Below are 20359 nucleotides of genomic sequence, written 5' to 3'. Positions count from 1 at the left end.
ACCGGGATCAGGTGACCGTGCTCAGACGGCCGTGCTCAGATGACCTTGAAGCGCACGAGCGCCCCCAGCGTCAGCGCCCCCGGCAGCAGCGGCACCCACACCGTGATGATCCGGTACGCCAGCACGACCGCCGTCGCCACCGCCACCGGACCGCCCGCAGCCACCAGCGCCACTATCAGCGCCGCCTCGACCGAGCCGAGCCCGCCCGGCGTAGGCACCAGGGCGACGGCGACGGTCGCCGCCAGATAGGCGAGCGCCATGTGGGCCGGCGGCACGTCGAGCCCCAGGGCGAGCCCGACCAGGACCAGCCCGGCCGCCTGCAGCGCGGGGAAGGCCAGCGAACCGCCCCACAACGCCAGTGCCCGGGATGGGCGTGTGTGCACGGAGCGCGCTTCGTCCAGGGCGGTACGCAGGAAGGAGAACACGGCGGTGCGCAGCCGGCGTACGAGTGTAAAGACGGCCACGACCACGACCGCCGCCGCGCCGATGATCAGCAGCAGCGGGCCCCACGCCCCTTCCGGCAGGAGCGGCCCGAGTTGCAGCGCGTGCGGGAAGGCGATCAGCAGCGCGGCCAGCAGGCCGACGCGGGCCACGCTCTCCGCGAGCAGATACAGGGCAAGCGCGGCCGAGGAACGGGCGAGCGGCAGCCCGCACACCGTCATGAAGCGCAGGTTGACCGCGCTCGCGCCCAGCCCGGTGGGCAGCAGGTGGTTGGCGGAGCCCGCCGCGAACTGCGTGACGAGCAGCCGCAGCTTGGGCAGCCGGTCGATCACGGCGCCCTGCCGGGTGACGGCCGCCGCGACCCAGGTCAGGCAGGTGGCGCAGGCCGCTGCGAGCAGCCACGGCCACTTGGCCGTCGCCAGATGACCGATGCCCTCGGCGAGCACGGAGCGGTGCTGCACCGCGACCACGATGACGAGGGCGAGCGGAAGCAGGACCAGTGTCTGGCGGACCGGGAGACGTCTGAGCAGGCGTCCCGCGGGAAGTCGTACGGCTGTCACATTGGGAGAGGTTCTCCACGCTGTGACAACTGCGGGTAGCGGGAGCGGGGACGGCGCCTTACGGACCGGCTGCGGACGGCCACCGATCTCGGCGAAAGCGTCGATATCGACTTCGGCGAACCGGTCGAGCACGACCTCGGCCGATTCGATGTTGACCTCAACATTGCTTGAGGTTCTACGTTCTCTCGCATGAGCATGGAGACCACAGCCTGGACCCAGCTGCACAGCGTCATGAACGCCGAGCAGAAGCGCCACCCCTTCGCCCGCGCCACGTTGCGCCGCATCGCCGCCTTCGCCGGCCCGCACCGCGGCCGGATCGCGGTCTTCGTCGTGCTCGGGGTGATGACCGCGCTGCTCGCCGTCGCGACCCCCGTACTCGCCGGACGCGTCGTCGACGCGATCGTGACGGGCGGCGACGAGGGCACCGTCGTCCGCCTGGCCCTGCTGATCGCCCTGATCGCGGTGGCAGAGGCGGTGCTCGGGGTCATCGCCAGACGCCTGTCGGCGACGCTCGGCGAGGGACTCATCCTCGATCTGCGTACGGCTGTGTTCGATCATGTGCAGCGCATGCCGGTCGCGTTCTTCACACGCACTCGTACGGGAGCGCTGGTCTCCCGTCTCAACAACGACGTCATCGGCGCCCAGCGCGCCTTCAGCAACACACTGTCCGGCGTGGTCAGCAACCTCGTCACCCTGCTGCTCACCCTCGCCGTCATGCTCACCCTGTCCTGGCAGATCACCCTGCTCGCCCTCGTCCTGCTCCCGGTGTTCGTGCTCCCGGCCCGCCGCATGGGCCACCGCATGGCCCGCATGCAGCGGGAGGCCGCCACACTCAACGCCGCGATGGGCACCCGCATGACCGAGCGCTTCTCGGCGCCCGGCGCCACGCTGATCAAGCTCTTCGGGCGCCCGGGGGAGGAGTCGGAGGAGTTCACCGCCAGGGCCCGCAGGGTGGCCGACATCGGCGTACGGACGGCCACCGCCCAGTCGGTGTTCATCACCGCGCTCACCCTGGTGTCGGCCCTGGCGCTCGCCCTGGTCTACGGCCTCGGCGGCTGGTTCGCCCTGCGCGGCACCCTGGAGCCGGGCGCCGTCGTCTCACTGGCGCTGCTGCTGACCCGTATGTACGCGCCCCTGACCGCGCTCGCCGGCGCCCGCGTCGAGGTCATGAGCGCCCTGGTCAGCTTCGAGCGCGTCTTCGAGGTGCTCGACCTGAAGCCGCTGATCGAGGAGAAGCCGGACGCGAAGAAGGTCCCCGACGGCCCGGTGTCGGTGGAGTTCGACAACGTCCGCTTCGGCTACCCGTCCGCAGACAAGGTCTCCCTCGCCTCTCTGGAGGAGGTCGCGACCCTCGACACGCGCGGCGGCGCCGAGGTGCTGCACGGCATCTCCTTCCGCGCCGAACCCGGCCAGACGGTCGCTCTCGTCGGCTCTTCCGGCGCGGGCAAGTCGACTGTCGCCCAACTCCTCCCGCGGCTCTACGACGTCGACGAGGGCGCCGTACGCGTGGGCGGCACCGACGTCCGCGACCTGAGCGCCGAGTCCCTGCGCGGGACCCTCGGCATGGTCACCCAGGACGGCCACCTCTTCCACGACACCGTCCGCGCCAACTTGCTGCTGGCCCGCCCGACGGCCACCGACGCCGAACTGTGGGACGCCCTGCGCCGCTCCCGCCTCGACGCTCTCGTACGGTCCCTGCCCGACGGCCTCGACACGGTGGTCGGCGAGCGGGGCTACCGGCTCTCCGGCGGCGAACGCCAGCGGATGACCATCGCCCGGCTGCTGCTGGCCCGCCAGCGCGTCGTCATCCTCGACGAGGCCACCGCCCACCTCGACAACACCTCCGAGGCCGCCGTCCAGGAGGCGCTCACCGAGGCGCTTCAGGGCAGGACCGCGGTCGTGATCGCCCACCGGCTGTCCACCGTGCGGGCGGCGGACCTGATCCTGGTGGTCGAGGCCGGTCGGATCGTCGAACGCGGCACGCACGACGAGTTGCTCGCGGCCGGCGGGCGCTACGCCGAGCTGTACCGGACGCAGTTCGAGCAGCTGGATTCGGCCAAGGTCGACGACCGTACCCACCAGGAACACACAAACCTCGACAGCATCATTGCTTCCACTGTGTTCACAACCTAGTGTGCGTTGGGTTTCCCAACAGCACCGCACATGATCTGACGCTCCCTCAAGCCGTGCAGCGCCGCACTGTCGTCCCGAGGAAGGCCACACGTCGATGCCGCTCACCCCCGTGCCCCCCACCGGCCCGTCCCGCACGCTGCGCGTACCGGTCAGCCGCCGCCGTCTGCTGGAGGGGGGAGCCGCCCTGCTCGGTGCACTCGCCGTCTCCGGATCGTCCGCCACGGTGCACGCGGCCGACGGGGCCGGGACGGCGGCCGGCACCCCGGAGTGGAACGGCCACATCGACGTCTTCCGCATCGGCACCCAGCCGCCGCACACCACCCTCATGCCGTACGCGGACGTCAGGCAGGCACTGGACGCCGACCGCACCCGCTCGCCGTACCGGCTGAGCCTCGACGGCAAGTGGAAGTTCGCCTACGCCGACCGCCCCGACGACCGGGACGCCGACTTCCACCGCACCGACGTCGACGACAGCGACTGGGACACGATCCCCGTCCCCTCCGTCTGGCAGATGCACGGCTACGACCGCCCGATCTTCGTCAACATCACCTACCCCTGGTGGGGCCCGAACGGCCTCGGCGAGGAGGCGCAGCCCCCGGCCGCTCCGACCCGCTTCAACCCGGTGGGGCAGTACCGCCGTACCTTCACCGTGCCGCGCGGCTGGTCGGGGCGGCGCACCTTCCTGCACTTCGAGGGCGTCAAGTCCGCGCACTACGTGTGGATCAACGGGGAGCTGGTGGGGTACGCCGAGGACTCGTTCACTCCGGCCGAGTACGACATCACCCCGCATCTCAGGCCCGGCACCAACCAGATCGCCGTCGAGGTCTACCGCTTCTCCGACGGGGACTGGCTGGAGGACCAGGACATGATCCGGCTGAGCGGCATCTTCCGCTCGGTCTACCTCTACTCCACCCCCGAAGTCGGCCTGCGCGACTTCAAGCTGGACACCCCGCTCAGCGACGACCACACCGCCGCCGAACTGTCCGTCACCGCGAACGTGCGCTCGTACGCCGGGACGAGCGAGGGCCGCTACTCGGTCGAGACGCAGCTGTACGACTCCCGCGGCCACGCCGTATGGTCCAGGCCGCTCCAGCAGGCGGTCGACCTCGCGTCCGCCCCTGCCGGTGAGGACGTGACCGTCCGGGCGAGCAGAGCGGTGCCTGAGCCGAAGCTGTGGTCCGCGGAGCACCCGAACCTCTACACCGCCGTACTGCGCCTGCGCGACCCGGCCGGCCAGGTGACCGAGACCCTCTCGCACCGCGTCGGCCTGCGCGAGTTCGCGCTCAAGGACGGCCTGATGCGGATCAACGGCAAACCGGTGTCCTTCCGCGGCGCGAACCGGCACGAGATGCACCCCGACAGCGGCATGGCACTCACCCGCGCGCACATGGTCAAGGACATCGAGATCATCAAGCGGATGAACATGAACTCGATCCGCACCTCGCACTACCCCAACAACCCGCTCTGGTACGAACTCGCGGACGAGTACGGCCTGTACCTCGTCGACGAGACCAACCTCGAAACCCACGGCATCCGCGGCGAGTACCCCGGCGACCACGCCGACTGGACCAAGGCGTGCGTCGCCCGCGCCCAGGCCATGGTCCACCGCGACAAGAACCACCCCTCGGTCGTCATCTGGTCGCTCGGCAACGAAGCCGGCGGCGGCAGCACCTTCGTCGCCATGCACGACTGGATCAAGTCCTACGACACCACGCGCGTGATCCAGTACGAGGGCGACGACCGGCCGGCGATCAGCGACATCCGCTCGGAGATGTACGACAGCCCGTCCCGCGTCGAGCAGCGTGCGAAGGACACCGCCGACACCCGACCGTACGTCATGATCGAGTACGCGCACGCGATGGGGAACTCGAACGGCAACTTCAAGGAGTACTGGGACATCGTCCGCCGCTACGACGTCCTCCAGGGCGGCTGGATCTGGGACTTCGTCGACCAGTCACTGAACTGGCCCGTGCCGGCCCGCACGTTCCTCACCGACTCCGGGCCGGGCGCCCTGCGCGGCGAGATCCTCACCGCGAGCGGCACCTTCGACCGTGCCAAGGGCGTCTCCGGCGCCACCGTCTTCCCCCGCGACGAGCGCCTCGACCTCACCGGCTCGCTCACCCTGGAAGCCTGGGTCACCCCGCACCACACCGGCTACCACCAGCCGATCATCGCCAAGGGCGACACTTCGTACGCCCTCAAGCAGTCGGACGACACCCTGGAGTTCTTCATCCACGGCGGCGGCCAGTGGATCACCGCCAACTGGGCCCTCCCGGCCGACTGGACCGGCCGCGAGCACCACATCGCCGGAGTCTTCGACGCGGACACGGGCACCCTGACCCTCCACGTCGACGGTGAGGTGAAGTCCACCCGCACCACCACGCGCAGGCCCGCCACCAACACCGCGCCCCTCGCCCTCGCCACCGACGTGGACAACCCCACCCGGGAGTTCAGCGGCACGATCCGCCGAGCCCGCGTGTACGCCCGTGCGCTCAGCGCCGCCGAACTCGGCTCCGACAGCCGCCGCCCCGCTGACGAGGGCGTACGTTTCTGGTTCGACGCGGCCACCGCCGACCTCACCGAGAAGCGGCCCCGCGCGAAGACCTTCTTCCCGTACGGCGGTGACTGGGGCGACAACCCCAACGACGGCACCTCCAACGCCGACGGCATCGTCACCGCCGACCGCCGCCACACCGGCAAGGCGGCCGAGATCAAGCAGATCTACCAGGCGGTCAACGCGGCACCGGTGTCCGGTGACTCACTGACCCCCGGCGCGGCCATCACCCTCACCAACGAGTACCTGTTCACCGACCTCCGTGAGTTCGACGGCCGTTGGGAGCTGCTCGCCGACGGTGAGGTGGTGCGGCGCGGCAGGCTGAGCCGCGCCCAGCTGGACGTCGCGCCGCTCGGCAGCAAGGACATCACGGTGCCGGTGAAGCTGCCGGACGACCCGGCCCCGGGCACCGAGTACTTCCTCCAGCTCTCCTTCACCACCAAGGAAGCCACCCCGTGGGCGAAGGCGGGCTTCGAGGTGGCCAAGCAGCAGCTCGCCCTCGACGCCGACACCCCGGCCGTGACGCCGCTCCCCCTGGCGCACGTGCCGTCCCTCCGCCACGAGGACGGGGACAAGGCCGTCACCGTCAAGGGCAAGGGCTTCTCGGTCACCGTCGACAAGAGCACCGGCGTCATCACCTCCTACGAGGCCCGGGGCATGCGGCTCATCAACTCCGGGCCCGTACCGAACTTCTGGCGGGCGCCCACCGAGAACGACCGCGGCAACGGCCAGCACACCCGCAACCAGACCTGGCGCGACGCGGGCACGAACCGCAAGGTGACGGGCGTGGCGGTGCGCGCCCTGCGCGACAAGGCGGTGGAGATCAAGGTCAGCGGCACACTGCCGACTTCCGTCGAGTCGACGTACACCACCACCTACACGGTGTTCGGCAACGGCGAGATCAAGGTCGACAACACCCTGCACCCGGGCGCCGCGTCCCTGCCGTACATCCCGGAGGTCGGCACGCTGCTGTGCCTGCCCGGACGCTTCGAGCGGCTGCGCTACTACGGCCGCGGGCCCGAGGAGAACTACGTCGACCGCCACGACGCCACCGACGTGGGCGTGTACTCCGGAACCGTGTCCGAGCAGTGGACGCCGTACATCCGCCCCCAGGAGAACGGCAACAAGACCGACGTCCGCTGGATCGCCCTGACCGACGCCAGGGGCACCGGCCTCCTCGTCTCCGGCGAACCCCTGCTGGAGGTCAACGCCTCCCACTTCACCCCGGAGGACCTCTCGTCCGGCGTCCGCCACGACTACCAGCTCACCCCGCGCGACGAGGTGGTCCTGCGCGTCAACCACCGCCAGATGGGCCTGGGCGGCGACAACAGCTGGGGCGCGCACACCCACGACCAGTACAAGCTGTTCCCGAGCCGCGACTACTCGTACACCTACCGGCTGCGCCCGCTGACTGACGTGGACGAGGCGATGGCGGCGTCCCGCAGGCCCACCGCGGTGGAGTGACCGGACGCGACCGCCGACTCCCCACACCTGAGCCGACCTCGTCCGCTCCCGGCGTGATCCACCTGTGACGCCCGCGGGCGCAACCGGTGATGTTGTAATGAGCGTCGGGGCTGTAGTGCCACGCTCAGCCGATCAGGGGGACGAAACGAACATGGAGAACTTGCGGACCGGCGATCCCACACAGGTCGGGGACTACCGGTTGCTCCGACGGCTCGGGGCCGGCGGCATGGGGCAGGTGTTCCTCGGGCGCTCGCAGCGGGGGCGCACGGTCGCCGTGAAACTCGTCCATGCGCAGTTGGCGTACGACGCCGAGTTCCGCCGCCGGTTCCGCGCGGAGGTGGCGGCGGCGCGGCAGGTGGGCGGGGAGTGGACGGCCCCCGTCCTGGACGCCGACACCGAGGCGGAGACGCCCTGGGTCGCCACCGGGTACGTCGCCGGTCCCACGTTGCACGAGGCGGTGACCGGGATGGGCGGGCCGCTGCCGGAGCAGTCGGTGTGGCACCTGGCCTCCGGTCTGGCGCACGCGCTGCGGAGCATCCACGGCTGCGGGCTGGTGCACCGGGACCTCAAGCCGTCGAACGTCATGCTGACGGTCAACGGCCCCCGGGTGATCGACTTCGGTGTCGCCCGCGCGGCGGAGGCCAGCGTGCTGACCCGCACCGGTGCCATGGTCGGCTCGCCGGGGTACATGTCGCCCGAGCAGATCCTGGGCAGCGAGATCACCGGACTGAGCGACGTGTTCAGCCTCGGCCTGGTGCTGGTGTTCGCCGCTACGGGCCGTCAGGCGTTCGGCGCCCCGGACAGCGGCGCCCACGCGGTCATGCTGCGGGTGACCGAGGACGAACCGGACCTGGAGGGGATGTCCGCGCCGCTGGCCGAGTTCGTGGGGCGGTGCCTCGCCAAGCGGCCCGAGGAGCGGATTCAGCTGCCGGAGATCGTGGCGCGGGCAGAAGCGGCCACGGCGGACGCCACCTCGGACGCCTGGCTTCCGGGCGCCCTCATGGCGGAGCTCGGCCGGCACGCCGCCACCCTCCTCGACCTCGAGGAGGCGCCGCCGCCGACCCAGGTCGACAACCCGGCGGGTCGTGCCGGGGACGACGTGCACGCCCTGCCGACCATGCTGGGCGGGCGCGTCCCGCCTCCGCCGCCCGGTACTCCGACACCGGTACCGATGCCCCCCACGCCGACGCCGACCCCGATGCCGCCGATGCCGACACCGCGGCCAACGGTGACCACACCGCCGATGCCGCCGGTACCGGGAGGCTTCCAGCCGGGCGGCGGCCGCACGAGCCGGGTCGGCCCCGTGCTGCTCACCTTTGCCGCCATCGTCGTGTTCGCCATCGTGCTGGCCGTGGTGGTTCCCGGCCTCGGAGGGAAAGGGGACCGGGCCAACTCCGGGGCGTCCGGGGGTGCTTCCTCCGGGAAGTCCCCGAAGGCGTCCCCTGCCGACTACAAGGGCAAGTGGACCGGGAACATCCGCGAGTCGGACGGCGGCCTCTACTCGGTCCAGGTGAACTACAAGGGCGGAGAGATCGGCGACCAGGTGGCCACCGTCGAGTACCCGTCGCTGGCGTGCAGCGGCCGCTGGGTCCTCACCATGGACACCGGGCAGTCGGTACAGGTCCGAGAGGAGATCACCAAGGAGAGCAGCCCGTCGAACTGCGTCGACGAGGTCGATCTCATCCTGACCCCCTCGGGCGACGGCAGTCTGCGCTACGAGGTGACGAGCGTGGAGGACACCGGGACGCTGCGGCGCAGCAAATGACCGGCAGAGACGAGCACGTCAGTCCGGCAGCGGCGGTGGAGGAAGCTGCTGGTACTCGGACCGGCCCCGGTTGAGCACGGAGATCGTCGCGGCGGTCAGCCACGGCACGGTCGGCCCGGCCAACCGCATCGGCTCCCACTGCTGGTAGTCGGTGAACAGCGCCCACTGGTCGAGCACGGGAAGGAAACTGATGATCTCGTGGTGCCGAACCGTCACCCAACGGTTCTCGGCCGCGACGTGCAGCAGCATGCGACGGTCGGTGAGTATCGCGCGGCAGGAGGAGAAGTCGCGCCATTGCGCCTGAGCCATCGCCTGCGCCCGGTTGCGGGCGCTGTTGTTGACGAGCGCGTCTCCGACCAGCCCGGCGGCGACGAACATCGGTGATCCGAAGTAGAAGCCCGAGCGCTGGTTGTAGTTCACATTCGTGCCGTAGAAGCGCGAGTAGTCCGCCCCCACGTCGCCGTACGCGATCTCATCCGCTTCGAGCAGCACACCTGGAGTGGCGATCGGGGCCAACTCCCCTCCGCTGCTCAGGTGTCGGTGGAGAGAGCACGCGGCCTCCCATCCCTGCTGGTGAAGGGCGCGCATGTGATCGTCAGCCGAATTCCGTTGTGGCACTGCCTCTAGCCCCCACTGCGACACAGAACGGGTGGATCTCCGTCCGCTCCCATAATGCCAGGTGGGGATGGATCGGGACCCGAGTATTGCGCGCTGAGCGCAGGACCTTCACGGGTGCGCATGAGGTCGGCTGAGACGCGGCGGGCACATTTTCCCACGTGCTCCTTGCCTGCGCTCCCGATGCCGGCGGGTCGAGGCCGGGGCGTTTATCTCGCCTGCTCCGGGTCACGCGCATATGGGAAAAAAGTGTCGGCTGGGATCGTCTATGCCGCGTCCGCACCGGAGTCGCGACCTGGCCGTCGACACACCAGGAAAGGGACGACTCATGACGGAGATCCGACCCGCCACCACCTCCGATTCCGGCGCACCGGTGGAGAGTGACGAGCACTCGCTCACCGTGGGCCCCGGGGGACCGGTCCTGCTGCAGGACGCGTATCTGATCGAGCAGATGGCGCAGTTCAACCGGGAGCGGATTCCCGAGCGGCAGCCGCATGCCAAGGGAAGCGGCGCCTTCGGTCACTTCGAGGTGACACACGATGTCAGTGCGTACACGAAGGCCGCCCTCTTCCAGCCCGGTACGCGCACCGACCTGGTCATCCGCTTCTCGACCGTCGCCGGCGAGCGCGGCAGCCCGGACACCTGGCGTGACCCGCGCGGTTTCGCGGTGAAGTTCTACACCAGCGAGGGCAACTACGACATGGTCGGCAACAACACGCCGGTCTTCTTCGTGAAGGATCCGATGAAGTTCCAGCACTTCATCCGGTCCCAGAAGCGCCGCGCGGACAACAACCTGCGCGACCACGACATGCAGTGGGACTTCTGGACCCTCTCCCCGGAGTCCGCCCACCAGGTCACATGGCTGATGGGCGACCGCGGCATCCCGCGGACCTGGCGTCACATGAACGGCTACACCTCCCACACCTACATGTGGATCAACGCCGCCGGCGAGCGGTTCTGGGTGAAGTACACCTTCAAGACCGACCAGGGCGTCGAGTTCTTCACCCAGCACGAGGGCGACCAGATGGCCGCGGCCGACACGGACTACCACACCCGGGATCTCTTCGAGCACATCCGGGACGGTGACCACCCCAGCTGGACGCTGTACGTGCAGGTGATGCCGTACGAGGAGGCCGCGGGTTACCGCTTCAACCCGTTCGACCTCACCAAGGTGTGGCCGCACGGGGACTACCCGCTCATCCCGGTCGGTCGTATGACGCTCGACCGCAACCCCACCGACAACCACGCCCAGATCGAACAGGCGGCGTTCCAGCCCAACAACTTCGTTCCCGGCATCGGTCCGAGCCCGGACCGCATGCTGCTGGCCCGGCTGTTCTCCTACGCGGACGCCCACCGCCATCGGATCGGTGGCAACTACCAGCAGCTTCCGGTGAACGCCCCCGTCGTCGACGTCCGCACCTACTCCAAGGACGGGGCGATGGCCTACCGGAACACGACCGACCCGGTGTACGCCCCGAACTCCAAGGGCGGCCCCGCGGCGGACACCGAACGTTACGGATCCCCGCCCAGCTGGACGGCCGACGGCGAGATCACCCGGGCCGCCTACGTCTCCCACGCCGAGGACGACGACTGGGGGCAGCCCGGCACCCTGGTGCGCGAGGTCATGGACGACGCCGCCCGCGATCGTCTGGTCGACAACGTCGTCGGACATCTCCTCAACGGAGTGAGCGAGCCCGTCCTCGAGCGAGCCTTTGCCTACTGGTCGAAAATCGACGAGACCATCGGCAAGCGCGTCGCCGACGGCGTACGGGCCAAGGCCGACGAGAAGGACCCCAAGGCCGCCGAACAGGGCAACCCGGCACGGAGCTCCATGCAGCGCAAGGCATGAAAGGACCGGTCGGGCCCCGCGGCAAGCACAGTTGACGTCCACGGCCCGGCGAGAGGGCCGGAGCGCTCCCTCTCGCCGGGCACGGCTGTGCCGCGGCGCGCACAAGGATGAGTGCACTTGCCAGTCACTTAGGTAAGGCTTACCGTACTAAGTCGCACCGCTCGGGGCCTCGACCGTCACACCGGTCCGCCCGCGGCGAGCGCTTCAGCGACGCAGCCTGGCCGTCCTCCTCCAGCGCCTCAGGGCCTGGGAGGTACCCCCAGCTGGAACTCGCTGCTCACAGGACCGCACTTGAATCACAGCACGATCGGTCTGTACGACCCTGCCCGCGACCACAGCGCCCGCGGCGTCGGCTTCATCACCCGCCTCGATGGAACGCCGAGCCATGAAGTCATCCGCAAGGGTGACGAAGCGCTCCGTGCCATCCCGCACCGCGGCGGCACCTCAGCCGAGGGCGTCGGGGACGGCGCCGGCGTGAGCGTCGACCTGTCGGTCGAGTTCTTCAGTGCGATCAGCGGCGAGGAACTGCGCGCCGGGCGCTTCGGCGTCGCCGACTGCTTCGTGCCGACCGAGGCCGAGCGTCGGGGCGGCGGGGTGGACCTCGTCGGCCGCAGCATTGCCGCGCAGGGATTCGAAGTCCTGCTGGTCCGAGACGTCCCGGTGGACCACTGCGCCGCCCGGCCCGCGGCGGAGTCGTACCAACTGCCCATCGTGCAGTGGGTGTTCCGCGCGCCCGACGCCTGGGAGCGGGCCGATGTCGACGCGGCGGCGAACCGTGCCCTGCTCGCCATCGAGGCCGTCGCCTACGCCGACAACGACACGTACGACGGGCTGTACCCGCTGTCACTCAGCGCGCGAACGCAAGTGCTCAAGGGCCGGCTCAACTCCGGCGAAGTGATCGGGTACTTCCGCGACCGCGCGATCCACGGCACTCGGTCCGGTCGCTGTACTTCCACACCCGGTTCTCCACGAACACCGAGCCGCACCCGACGATGGCCCAGCCCTTCCGGCTCATGGGGCACAACGGCGAGCTGAACACCGACCGCAAGAACCGGCTGAGCGACGAGGCCCTCGCACGTGCCCGCACTCGAAGCATCGTGCGGCCGCCGGGGCAGTCCGACTCCAGCCGGCTCGACCAGACCCTCCAGAGCCGGGTGTTCGACGACGGCCTGGACATCGTCGAGTCGGTCGTGTCGCCCATGCCGCTGCCCGACGCGTAGCCGCCCTCATAGGCGTCACCTCCGAGCCCGGTGTGGCGATCGTCACGGAGGTCTGAGAGGGCCATTGCGTACGCTGATCCCGGCCGTCGGCGAGGGGGACCTGCAACTCGCCGTAGGTATGGAAACAGCCCTTGACCTGCAATAACGCGGGCAGGGAGCCTATTTGTGGGAGTACCTCGATGATCCGTACCATGTTCAAGTCCAAGATCCACCGCGCCACCGTCACCCAGGCCGACCTGCACTACGTGGGATCGGTGACCATCGACGCGGACCTGCTCGACGCCGCCGACCTGTTGCCCGGTGAGCTCGTCCACATCGTCGACATCACCAACGGCGCCCGCCTGGAGACCTACGTCATCGAGGGCGAGCGCGGGTCCGGGGTCGTCGGGATCAACGGCGCTGCCGCCCATCTCGTCCACCCCGGCGACCTGGTGATCGTCATCAGCTACGCTCAGATGACCGACGCCGAGGCACGGGAGTTCGAGCCGCGGGTCGTGCACGTGGACGGCGCCAACCGGATCGTGGCCCTGGGCGCGGACCCGTCCGAGCCGGTGCCGGGCTCGGACCAGGAGCGCAGCCCGCAGGCCGTGCCGGTGGCCTGACCGCACTCATCGTCAGCGTGACGACGGACCAGGAGCGTGTCATGAGCGACATCGAGATCCGTGACGACCGGGCGTCGGGCCGCCTGGAGGCCCTCCAGGGCGACGAAGTCACCGGCCGCATCGAGTACTTCGTCCTCGAATCCCCGGCACGCGCCCTCGTCCCCGTCCACACCGTCGTGGAGCCGGCCCACGAGGGGAAGGGCATCGCGGGCTCACTGGCACGCGAGCTGTACGGCATTGCGGCGCGCGAGGGAGCCGTCGTCGCGCCGCTGTGCCCGTACGTCGTGAAGTGGGCCGAACGCCACCCCGACGAAGCCCCTACGGCCGACCCCGGGTTGCTGGAGGCGGCGATGGACTGGCTGCGGGAGCACCCCGAGCGCTTCTGACGCCCACCTGGGCGCCCCGACCGACGCGAGCGAGTGACTGCCGGCGCGCCCCTCGGGTACGCGGGGGAGTAGTCCAGAGCCGACGCGCACCGATTGGCCGGAGGACGCCATGACGAACCCGTATCCGGACCCCGTCCATCCGGGACCGACCCCGGGCCCGGAGCCGCAGCCACCCGACCCCCACCCGGTACCGCCCCCGGAGCCCCCGCCGGCTCCCGAGCCGCCTCCGGCCCCGGGCCCCGGCCCGACACCATCGCCCCCGCCTCCTGGCCCCACCCCACCGTCACCCCCGACCCCGCCCGCACCCCCGGACCCGGACCCGTCCCCGATCCCCCCGGGCCCGGAGCCGGTGCCGAGCCCCGAACCCGGCCCACCACTCACCTGAGCCGGAGAAGCGAAAGCGGTGGGCGGCCACCGAAAGCCGCCCACCGCAATGCCGCTCCAGGGCGCGGAGTCGCCCCAGCTACCAGATCGCCGCAGCCACTAGGCGGAAACCTCCGACCGGTCCCCACCCCACAGCGTGTGGAACGACCCGTCCCGGTCGGTCCGCCGATACGTGTGCGCCCCGAAGAAGTCCCGCTGCCCCTGCGTGAGCGCCGCAGGCAGCCGCTCGGCACGCAGCGCGTCGTAGTACGCCAGCGCCGCGGCGAACCCCGGCGTGGGCACACCCTGCCGTGTCGCCGCGATGATCACCTCACGCCAGTCGTCCTGCGCCGCGGCGATCTCCTGCGCGAACGTGTCGTCGGACAGCAGGCTCGGCAGGTCGGCCCGGGCGTCGTACGCCGCGCGGATCCGGTCCAGGAACGCCGCGCGGATGATGCAGCCGCCGCGCCAGATCGCGGAGACGGCGCCCAGGTCGATGTCCCAGTCGTACTCGCCGCGCGCCGCGTCGATCTCGTGGAAGCCCTGCGTGTACGACACGATCTTCGACGCGTACAGCGCCTGCTCCACCCGGTCGGCGAACGCCCCCGCCTCCGCCTCGCTCAGCGGCGACGCCTTCGGGCCCTGCAGGTCCCGCGAAGCGTCCCGCAGCGCCGCGTGCCCGGACAGGGAGCGGGCGAAGACCGCCTCCGCGATGCCGGAGACCGGCACGCCCAGGTCCAGGGCGATCTGGACCGTCCAGCGGCCCGTGCCCTTCTGCTCGGCCTGGTCGACGACCACGTCCACGAAGGGCTTGCCCGTCGCCGCGTCCACGTGGGACAGCACCTCGGCGGTGATCTCGATCAGGTAGGAGTCCAGCCGGCCCTCGTTCCAGGTGCGGAAGATGTCCGCGATCTGCGCCGGCTCGTACCCGGCGACGTCCCGCAGCAACTGGTACGCCTCGCCGATGAGCTGCATGTCGGCGTACTCGATGCCGTTGTGCACCATCTTCACGAAGTGCCCGGCGCCGTCGGGGCCGACGTGCGTCACACAGGGCGCGCCGTCCTTGGCCTTCGCGGAGATCTTCTCCAGCATCGGGCCCAGCGAGTCGTACGACTCCTTCGGGCCGCCCGGCATGATGCTCGGGCCGTGCAGCGCGCCCTCCTCGCCACCGGAGACGCCCATGCCGACGAAGTGAATGCCCTGCTCACGCAGGTCGCGCTCGCGGCGCCGGGTGTCGGCGAAGTGCGCGTTGCCCCCGTCGATGATCATGTCGCCGGGCTCCAGCAGCGGCGCGAACTCCTGGATCACCGCGTCGGTCGGCTCACCGGCCTTCACCATGATCACGAGCCGCCGCGGCCGCTCCAGCGCCGCCACGAAATCCTTCGCCGTCTCGGCCGCGATGAAATCGCCCTCGCTCCCGAACTCCTCCACCAGCGCGTGCGTGCGCGCCGACGTCCGGTTGTGAACCGCGACCGTATAGCCGTTGCGGGCGAAATTACGGGCGAGGTTGCGGCCCATGACCGCGAGACCCGTGACGCCGATCTGCGCCGAAGTGCTCATGCGTTGGCTCCTAGTGATCTCGATACAGCAGCGGTACGGGTACCGCTCATGCCCGCCAGTATTGCCCCTTCGTCCATCCTGACGTGCCGGTACTCCGACCGCACATCCGGGTGGCGCGATGTCGCGCAGGCACATACGCACGGAAGGCCCCGGCGCACTCAGTCGTGCGGGGCGTCGGGCAACGTGCGCCGGTCGCACGCCACTTGGCGTAAAGAGGCGGCTGATTTGCTGTCTTGTCATGGCCTGTTCGCAGCGCTTACTTTTGCCCCTCCTGACGCATGTCAATGGGGGGATCCGTCATGGCCTTACGCGGCCGGCACCGCCGGTACCAGCCGAACAGGATCAACCGCGCCTCGCTCACCGTCACCGCGGGCGGCGCGGGCATCGCGCTCCCGTTCATCGGCGCCGGTACCGCGCAGGCGGCCGACGTGAGCACCTGGAACAAGGTCGCCGCGTGCGAGTCGACCAGCAGGTGGGACGTCAACACCGGCAACGGCTACTACGGCGGGCTCCAGTTCGCCCAGTCGACGTGGGAGGCCTACGGCGGCACCCGGTACGCGCCGCGCGCGGATCTGGCCACCAAGGACCAGCAGATCGCCGTCGCGGAGAAGGTGCTGGACGGACAGGGGCCCGGCGCCTGGCCGGTGTGCTCGGTAAGGGCCGAGCTGACGCGGGGCGGCGACACGCCCGACATCCACCCCGCCGGCACCGGCAGGAAGACCTCGGTGCAGGACGTCCAGCCGCAGACCCCGCCGCAGTCACGGGCGGGCACCGCCGAGATGTACACCGTCGTGCACGGCGACACCCTCTCGGGGATCGCCGAGTCGGAGCAGGTCAAGGGCGGCTGGCGGGGACTGTACGCCGCGAACCGGAAGGCCGTCGGCGCGGACCCCGACCTGATCATTCCGGGCCAGCGGCTCGCACTGCGCGGCAAGGCCGCCACGACGACGCCCCCGAAGACGGACCGCCCGGCGGTCACCCCGAAGTCCTCGCCCAAGAAGACCCCTTCGCAGAAGACCACCCCGAAACGGCAAGAGCAGGCGACGACGTCCAGTCGCTCCATGGTCGCCCCGGTGAGCGCCCCGTCGGGCACCCCGTACCGCAAGGCGGGTTCGGCCTGGTCGAAGGGCTACCACACCGGCCTCGACTTTCCCGTGCCGACCGGGACGACCGTGAAGTCCGTCGGGGCCGGGCAGGTCGTGAGCGCCGGGTGGGAAGGCTCCTTCGGCTACCAGGTGGTGATCAGGCACACCGACGGCCGCTACACCCAGTACGCCCACCTCTCGGCCATCTCCGTCAAGGACGGGCAGTCGGTGGGCGCCGGCCAGCGCATCGGCCGCTCCGGGTCCACGGGCAACAGCACGGGCCCGCATTTGCACTTCGAGGTGCGGACGGGGCCCGGCTTCGGCGCGGACATCGACCCGGTGGGCTATCTCCGGGCCGGTGGCGTCAGGATTTGACGCGGATACGGTGCCGGTCGAGGACCGGCACCGGGACGTACGGGCCGCCGTAGAACGGCCCGTAGAGGTACTGGGGCCCGCTCCCGGCGTGCGGCGGCTCGTCCTCGTACGCGCCCTCCGCGACCTGGGCCGGTACGAGGATGTCCTCGATCCCGTCCGGTACGCGGATCTCGGACCCGTCCGCTTCGAGGAGCTCCCTCTCCGGTACGAGGACGCCCTCGTGCGGCAGCGCGGTGACCCGTGCCGGAAGGCCGGCGAGCAGCTCCTCGGCGGGCACCGGAGCCACGTCCGGCTCGGGCAGGGCGGCGGACCGGGCCGGCGAGGCCTGCGCCTCGGGCAGAGCCGCCGAGGCCGGGGTCTGCGCGCCCGCGATCCGCTCCGTCGTCAGCAGGATCAGGCCGCCCGCAGCCACCACACCGCAGCCCAGGGCGAGCACGGTGCCCGTGGTGCCGTACCGGAACGTCTCGCCGAACATCGTGATGCCGACCGCTGCCGCCACCACCGGGTTCACGACCGTCAGCGTGGCAAGCGGCGCCGCGAGGCCCGCGCCCCGGTAGGCGGCCTGGGACAGCAGCAGACCGGCCGTGGCGAAGACGCCTATCGTCGCCAGCGCGGGCAGGTCGGCGGCCGACACCCCGCCGTTCCAGTCGACCGCGACGATCTTCGTGAACACCGAGGACATGCCGAACGCTATGCCGGACCCGATCGCGAGCAGCATGCTGCGCACCGCCGGTTGCCGGTGGGCCGCCCGCCCCGCGATCATCAGCGCCACGACGACGGCGCCGGTCACGAGAGCCCCGGCCGCCCGCTCGGCGGCGGCCAGCGACTGCGACTCCGAGGCACCGACCAGGGACAGCAGACCGGCGAGACCGACGGTCGCCATGATGGCGCCCCGCCAGGCCGTCGAACCGGCCTTGCGGCCCACGAACAGCGCCGCCATCGGCAGCGCGAACACGATCGTCAGGGCACCCAGCGGCTGCACCAGACTCAGCGGACCGAAAGCCAGCGCCACCACGTGCAGCAGACCACCGAGGCCGTTCAGCGCGACCGCCGCCCACCAGCCCGGCCGGCGCATCGGCGCGAACTGCTGTCCCGGAGAGGACACCGCGACACGCTCCTGTACGATCGCCCCGCCCGCGTACGCGACGGCGGAGACGAGCGACAGAAGCACGGACAACGCGAGGGCGCTCATGAGCTGGTCCTCTGCGTGAGGCGGGGCCGCTGACCCCGGCGCGGCGAACGGTCGGCTTTCATAGCCAACACGATGCCGCGAAAACCTCTTCCCGTCGTCGTACCACAGCACGCACTGTGTCGTACTACCGATGGAGTACGGCGCCGGAGGAGTCATCCCCAAGACGGGTGACCCCGGGTGGAGCCCCCAGGTGATAACCCCGACGGGCCTTGGTACTACTGCTCTTCGTGGATCTCGACCCCCATCTCGCCGCGCTCCGGCCGCTCGGAGGCTTCTTCGTACTACGCACCCCCGGGGAGGCGCTGCGGCCGCTGCCGACCCTGGCGGACACCTACCGGGAACCCTCGTCGGAGACTCAGGGAGACCCCCTGGATTTCCGCGTCCGGAAGGTCGCGAACGCCCTGCACGCCCCTGAGTTGCGGATCGCCGCCTCCGTGGCCCAGCAGGGGCTCGCGGCCCGGCTCTGGTCGGTGACCCTCGGCTGCGCCGCCCTGTACGGCCGCATCCCCGGACTCGACCCCGGCCTGCTGCACTGGGACCCCGACGGCAGCGCCCCGGACGACCTGTGGCTCTCCGAGGTGCGCCCGCTCCCCGCGGACCCGGCGAGCGTGCTGGACGTCGTCCTGCACGGCCACCTCCGGCCGCTCACCGACGCCGTGCACGCCCGATACCGCGTCGCCACCGGGCTGCTGTGGGGCAACGCGGGATCCGCCCTCGCGGGTGCCGCGCGGCAACTGGACCAGTGGGCGCTCGCAGCCGGCCGTACGGACGCCGCCGCCCGGGCGCGTGCCCTGACCGCGGAACTTTTCGGCCACGCCCTCCTCGCCGGCACCGGCACCCTCACCGGGACCGCGTTCCGGCGCCGCAGCTGCTGCCTCTACTACCGGGTGCCAGACGGCGGCGTGTGCGGTGACTGTTGCTTCACACGAGCCCCGCGCTCTTCCCCACGCGCCCCGTCTGGGTGACCATGAAAGGGCAACAAACCGCTGAGAACAGGGGGTTCCGGGTGCGTGTGGGACTGCTGACCCGGGAGTACCCGCCGGACGTGTACGGCGGCGCGGGTGTCCATGTCGAGTTCCTCGCCCGGGAGTTGCGGGACCTGGTCGACCTGGAGGTGCACTGCTGGGGCGAGGGCCGCGCGGTGGGCGTGCTGCGCCACCGCCCCTGGTCCGCGCTCGACACCTCGAACGACGCACTGCGGACCTTCTCCGTGGACCTCGCCATGGCCGCCGGCCTCGAAGGCCGCGAACTCGTCCACTCCCACACCTGGTACGCCAACCTCGGCGGCCACCTCGCCAAGCTCCTGTACGGCATCCCGCACGTGATGACCGCCCACTCCCTGGAGCCGCTGCGCCCCTGGAAGGCCGAACAACTCGGCGGCGGATACGCCCTGTCGAGCTGGGCCGAGCGCACCGCGATCGAGGCCGCCGACGGCGTGATCGCCGTCTCCGGAGCCATGCGCGAGGACATTCTCAGCTGCTATCCGGCGCTGGACCCGGCCCGGGTCCACGTCGTGCACAACGGCATCGACACCACCCTGTACCGGCCCGACCACGGCACCGACGTCCTCACCCGGTTCGGCCTCGACCCCGGCCGCCCCTACGTGCTGTTCGTCGGCCGCATCACCCGCCAGAAGGGCGTGCCCCATCTGCTGCGCGCCGTACGGGACATCGACCCGGCCGCGCAGGTCGTGCTGTGCGCCGGGGCACCGGACACCCCCGAGATCGACCGGGAGTTCCGCGACCTCTACCAGGAGCTGAGCCGGGTCCGCGAAGGCGTGCACTGGATACCGCAGATGCTGCCCCGCCCGGAAGTGATCCAACTCCTCACGCACGCAGCCGTGTTCGTCTGCCCCTCGGTCTACGAACCCCTCGGCATCGTCAACCTGGAGGCGATGGCCTGCGGAACTCCCGTGGTGGCCTCGCAGGTCGGCGGCATCCCCGAGGTCGTCGAGGACGGCAAGACGGGCCTGCTCGTCCCGCTCGACGACGACTTCGAGGCGGGCCTCGCGCGGGCGCTGGACTCACTCATCGGCGACCCGGAGACCGCCGGGCGGATGGGGGAGGCCGGACGGCAGCGTGCGGTGGGGGAGTTCGGCTGGGACGCGGTGGCACGCCGGACGGCCCGGCTCTACGGGGAGATCCTCAAACAGGCTTAGCGCGCGGTGGTCAGGGGCAGGCTGGGATCAACCAGGG

15 protein-coding genes are annotated in these 20359 nt (G+C 70.7%); 11 read left to right on the top strand and 4 right to left on the bottom strand.

The window, feature by feature from the left end; translation table 11 throughout:
• Positions 1 to 35 precede the first annotated feature (35 nt).
• Positions 36 to 1001, bottom strand: coding sequence for a lysylphosphatidylglycerol synthase transmembrane domain-containing protein (locus OHO27_RS05030; protein WP_328420676.1), 966 nt, complete (start codon positions 999 to 1001; stop codon positions 36 to 38).
• 195 nt (positions 1002 to 1196) lie between these two features.
• Here OHO27_RS05030 and OHO27_RS05025 point away from each other — a divergent pair, with 195 nt between their 5' ends.
• The 3 genes from OHO27_RS05025 (at position 1197) to OHO27_RS05015 (ending at position 8917) form a co-directional block, all read left to right on the top strand.
• Positions 1197 to 3134: an ABC transporter ATP-binding protein gene (locus OHO27_RS05025; RefSeq protein ID WP_328430345.1), complete on the top strand. Its 1938-nt coding sequence runs from the start codon at positions 1197 to 1199 to the stop codon at positions 3132 to 3134.
• Between the two features lie 94 nt (positions 3135 to 3228).
• Positions 3229 to 7152, top strand: coding sequence for a glycoside hydrolase family 2 TIM barrel-domain containing protein (locus tag OHO27_RS05020; protein WP_328420674.1), 3924 nt, complete (start codon positions 3229 to 3231; stop codon positions 7150 to 7152).
• A gap of 151 nt (positions 7153 to 7303) precedes the next feature.
• The gene (locus OHO27_RS05015; protein ID WP_328420672.1) at positions 7304 to 8917 is read left to right on the top strand and encodes a serine/threonine-protein kinase; all 1614 of its coding nucleotides are present in this window, start codon (positions 7304 to 7306) and stop codon (positions 8915 to 8917) included.
• An 18-nt stretch (positions 8918 to 8935) separates the two neighbouring features.
• On the opposite strand, the gene OHO27_RS05010 is transcribed toward OHO27_RS05015, so the two are convergent.
• Entirely contained in the window at positions 8936 to 9433 is a 498-nt protein-coding gene (locus tag OHO27_RS05010; RefSeq protein WP_328420670.1) for a hypothetical protein, read from the bottom strand.
• 427 nt (positions 9434 to 9860) lie between these two features.
• On the opposite strand from OHO27_RS05010, the gene OHO27_RS05005 reads away from it, so the two are divergent.
• The 5 genes from OHO27_RS05005 to OHO27_RS04985 all read left to right on the top strand — a co-directional run bounded on the left by OHO27_RS05005 (position 9861) and on the right by OHO27_RS04985 (position 13589).
• Positions 9861 to 11381, top strand: coding sequence for a catalase (locus OHO27_RS05005; protein ID WP_328420668.1), 1521 nt, complete (start codon positions 9861 to 9863; stop codon positions 11379 to 11381).
• A gap of 291 nt (positions 11382 to 11672) precedes the next feature.
• Positions 11673 to 12416 carry a hypothetical protein gene (locus OHO27_RS05000; protein ID WP_328420666.1) on the top strand — a complete coding sequence of 248 codons (744 nt, stop codon included), beginning with the start codon at positions 11673 to 11675 and terminating at the stop codon, positions 12414 to 12416.
• Positions 12374 to 12601, top strand: a complete 228-nt coding sequence (locus OHO27_RS04995; RefSeq protein WP_328420664.1) for a hypothetical protein — start codon at positions 12374 to 12376, stop codon at positions 12599 to 12601. Before OHO27_RS05000 ends, OHO27_RS04995 begins: the two co-directional genes overlap by 43 nt.
• Positions 12602 to 12780: 179 nt before the next feature.
• On the top strand, positions 12781 to 13203 hold the full coding sequence (gene panD / locus OHO27_RS04990) for an aspartate 1-decarboxylase (protein ID WP_328420662.1): 423 nt from the start codon (positions 12781 to 12783) through the stop codon (positions 13201 to 13203).
• A 41-nt stretch (positions 13204 to 13244) separates the two neighbouring features.
• Complete coding sequence (locus OHO27_RS04985) at positions 13245 to 13589, top strand: GNAT family N-acetyltransferase (protein WP_328420660.1); 345 nt, start codon at positions 13245 to 13247, stop codon at positions 13587 to 13589.
• Between the two features lie 483 nt (positions 13590 to 14072).
• On the opposite strand, the gene gndA is transcribed toward OHO27_RS04985, so the two are convergent.
• On the bottom strand, positions 14073 to 15512 hold the full coding sequence (gndA, locus tag OHO27_RS04980; RefSeq protein ID WP_328420658.1) for an NADP-dependent phosphogluconate dehydrogenase: 1440 nt from the start codon (positions 15510 to 15512) through the stop codon (positions 14073 to 14075).
• 299 nt (positions 15513 to 15811) lie between these two features.
• Between gndA and OHO27_RS04975 the strand changes: the two genes are divergently transcribed.
• Positions 15812 to 16972 carry a transglycosylase family protein gene (locus tag OHO27_RS04975; protein ID WP_328420656.1) on the top strand — a complete coding sequence of 387 codons (1161 nt, stop codon included), beginning with the start codon at positions 15812 to 15814 and terminating at the stop codon, positions 16970 to 16972.
• Here the strand turns inward: OHO27_RS04975 and OHO27_RS04970 are convergent.
• Complete coding sequence (locus OHO27_RS04970; RefSeq protein ID WP_328420654.1) at positions 16962 to 18164, bottom strand: DMT family transporter; 1203 nt, start codon at positions 18162 to 18164, stop codon at positions 16962 to 16964. The genes OHO27_RS04975 and OHO27_RS04970 overlap by 11 nt on opposite strands.
• A gap of 209 nt (positions 18165 to 18373) precedes the next feature.
• Here OHO27_RS04970 and OHO27_RS04965 point away from each other — a divergent pair, with 209 nt between their 5' ends.
• Both OHO27_RS04965 and glgA read left to right on the top strand, forming a co-directional pair.
• Positions 18374 to 19129, top strand: a complete 756-nt coding sequence (locus tag OHO27_RS04965) for a (2Fe-2S)-binding protein (protein WP_328420653.1) — start codon at positions 18374 to 18376, stop codon at positions 19127 to 19129.
• 41 nt (positions 19130 to 19170) lie between these two features.
• Positions 19171 to 20322 (top strand): glycogen synthase, encoded by a 1152-nt coding sequence (gene glgA / locus OHO27_RS04960; protein ID WP_328420652.1) that lies wholly within the window; start codon positions 19171 to 19173, stop codon positions 20320 to 20322.
• Positions 20323 to 20359: the final 37 nt, after the last annotated feature.

The sequence above is a fragment of the Streptomyces sp. NBC_00443 genome (assembly GCF_036014175.1).
Taxonomy (GTDB): domain Bacteria; phylum Actinomycetota; class Actinomycetes; order Streptomycetales; family Streptomycetaceae; genus Streptomyces.
This window is presented reverse-complemented; position numbering and strand designations above follow the sequence as displayed.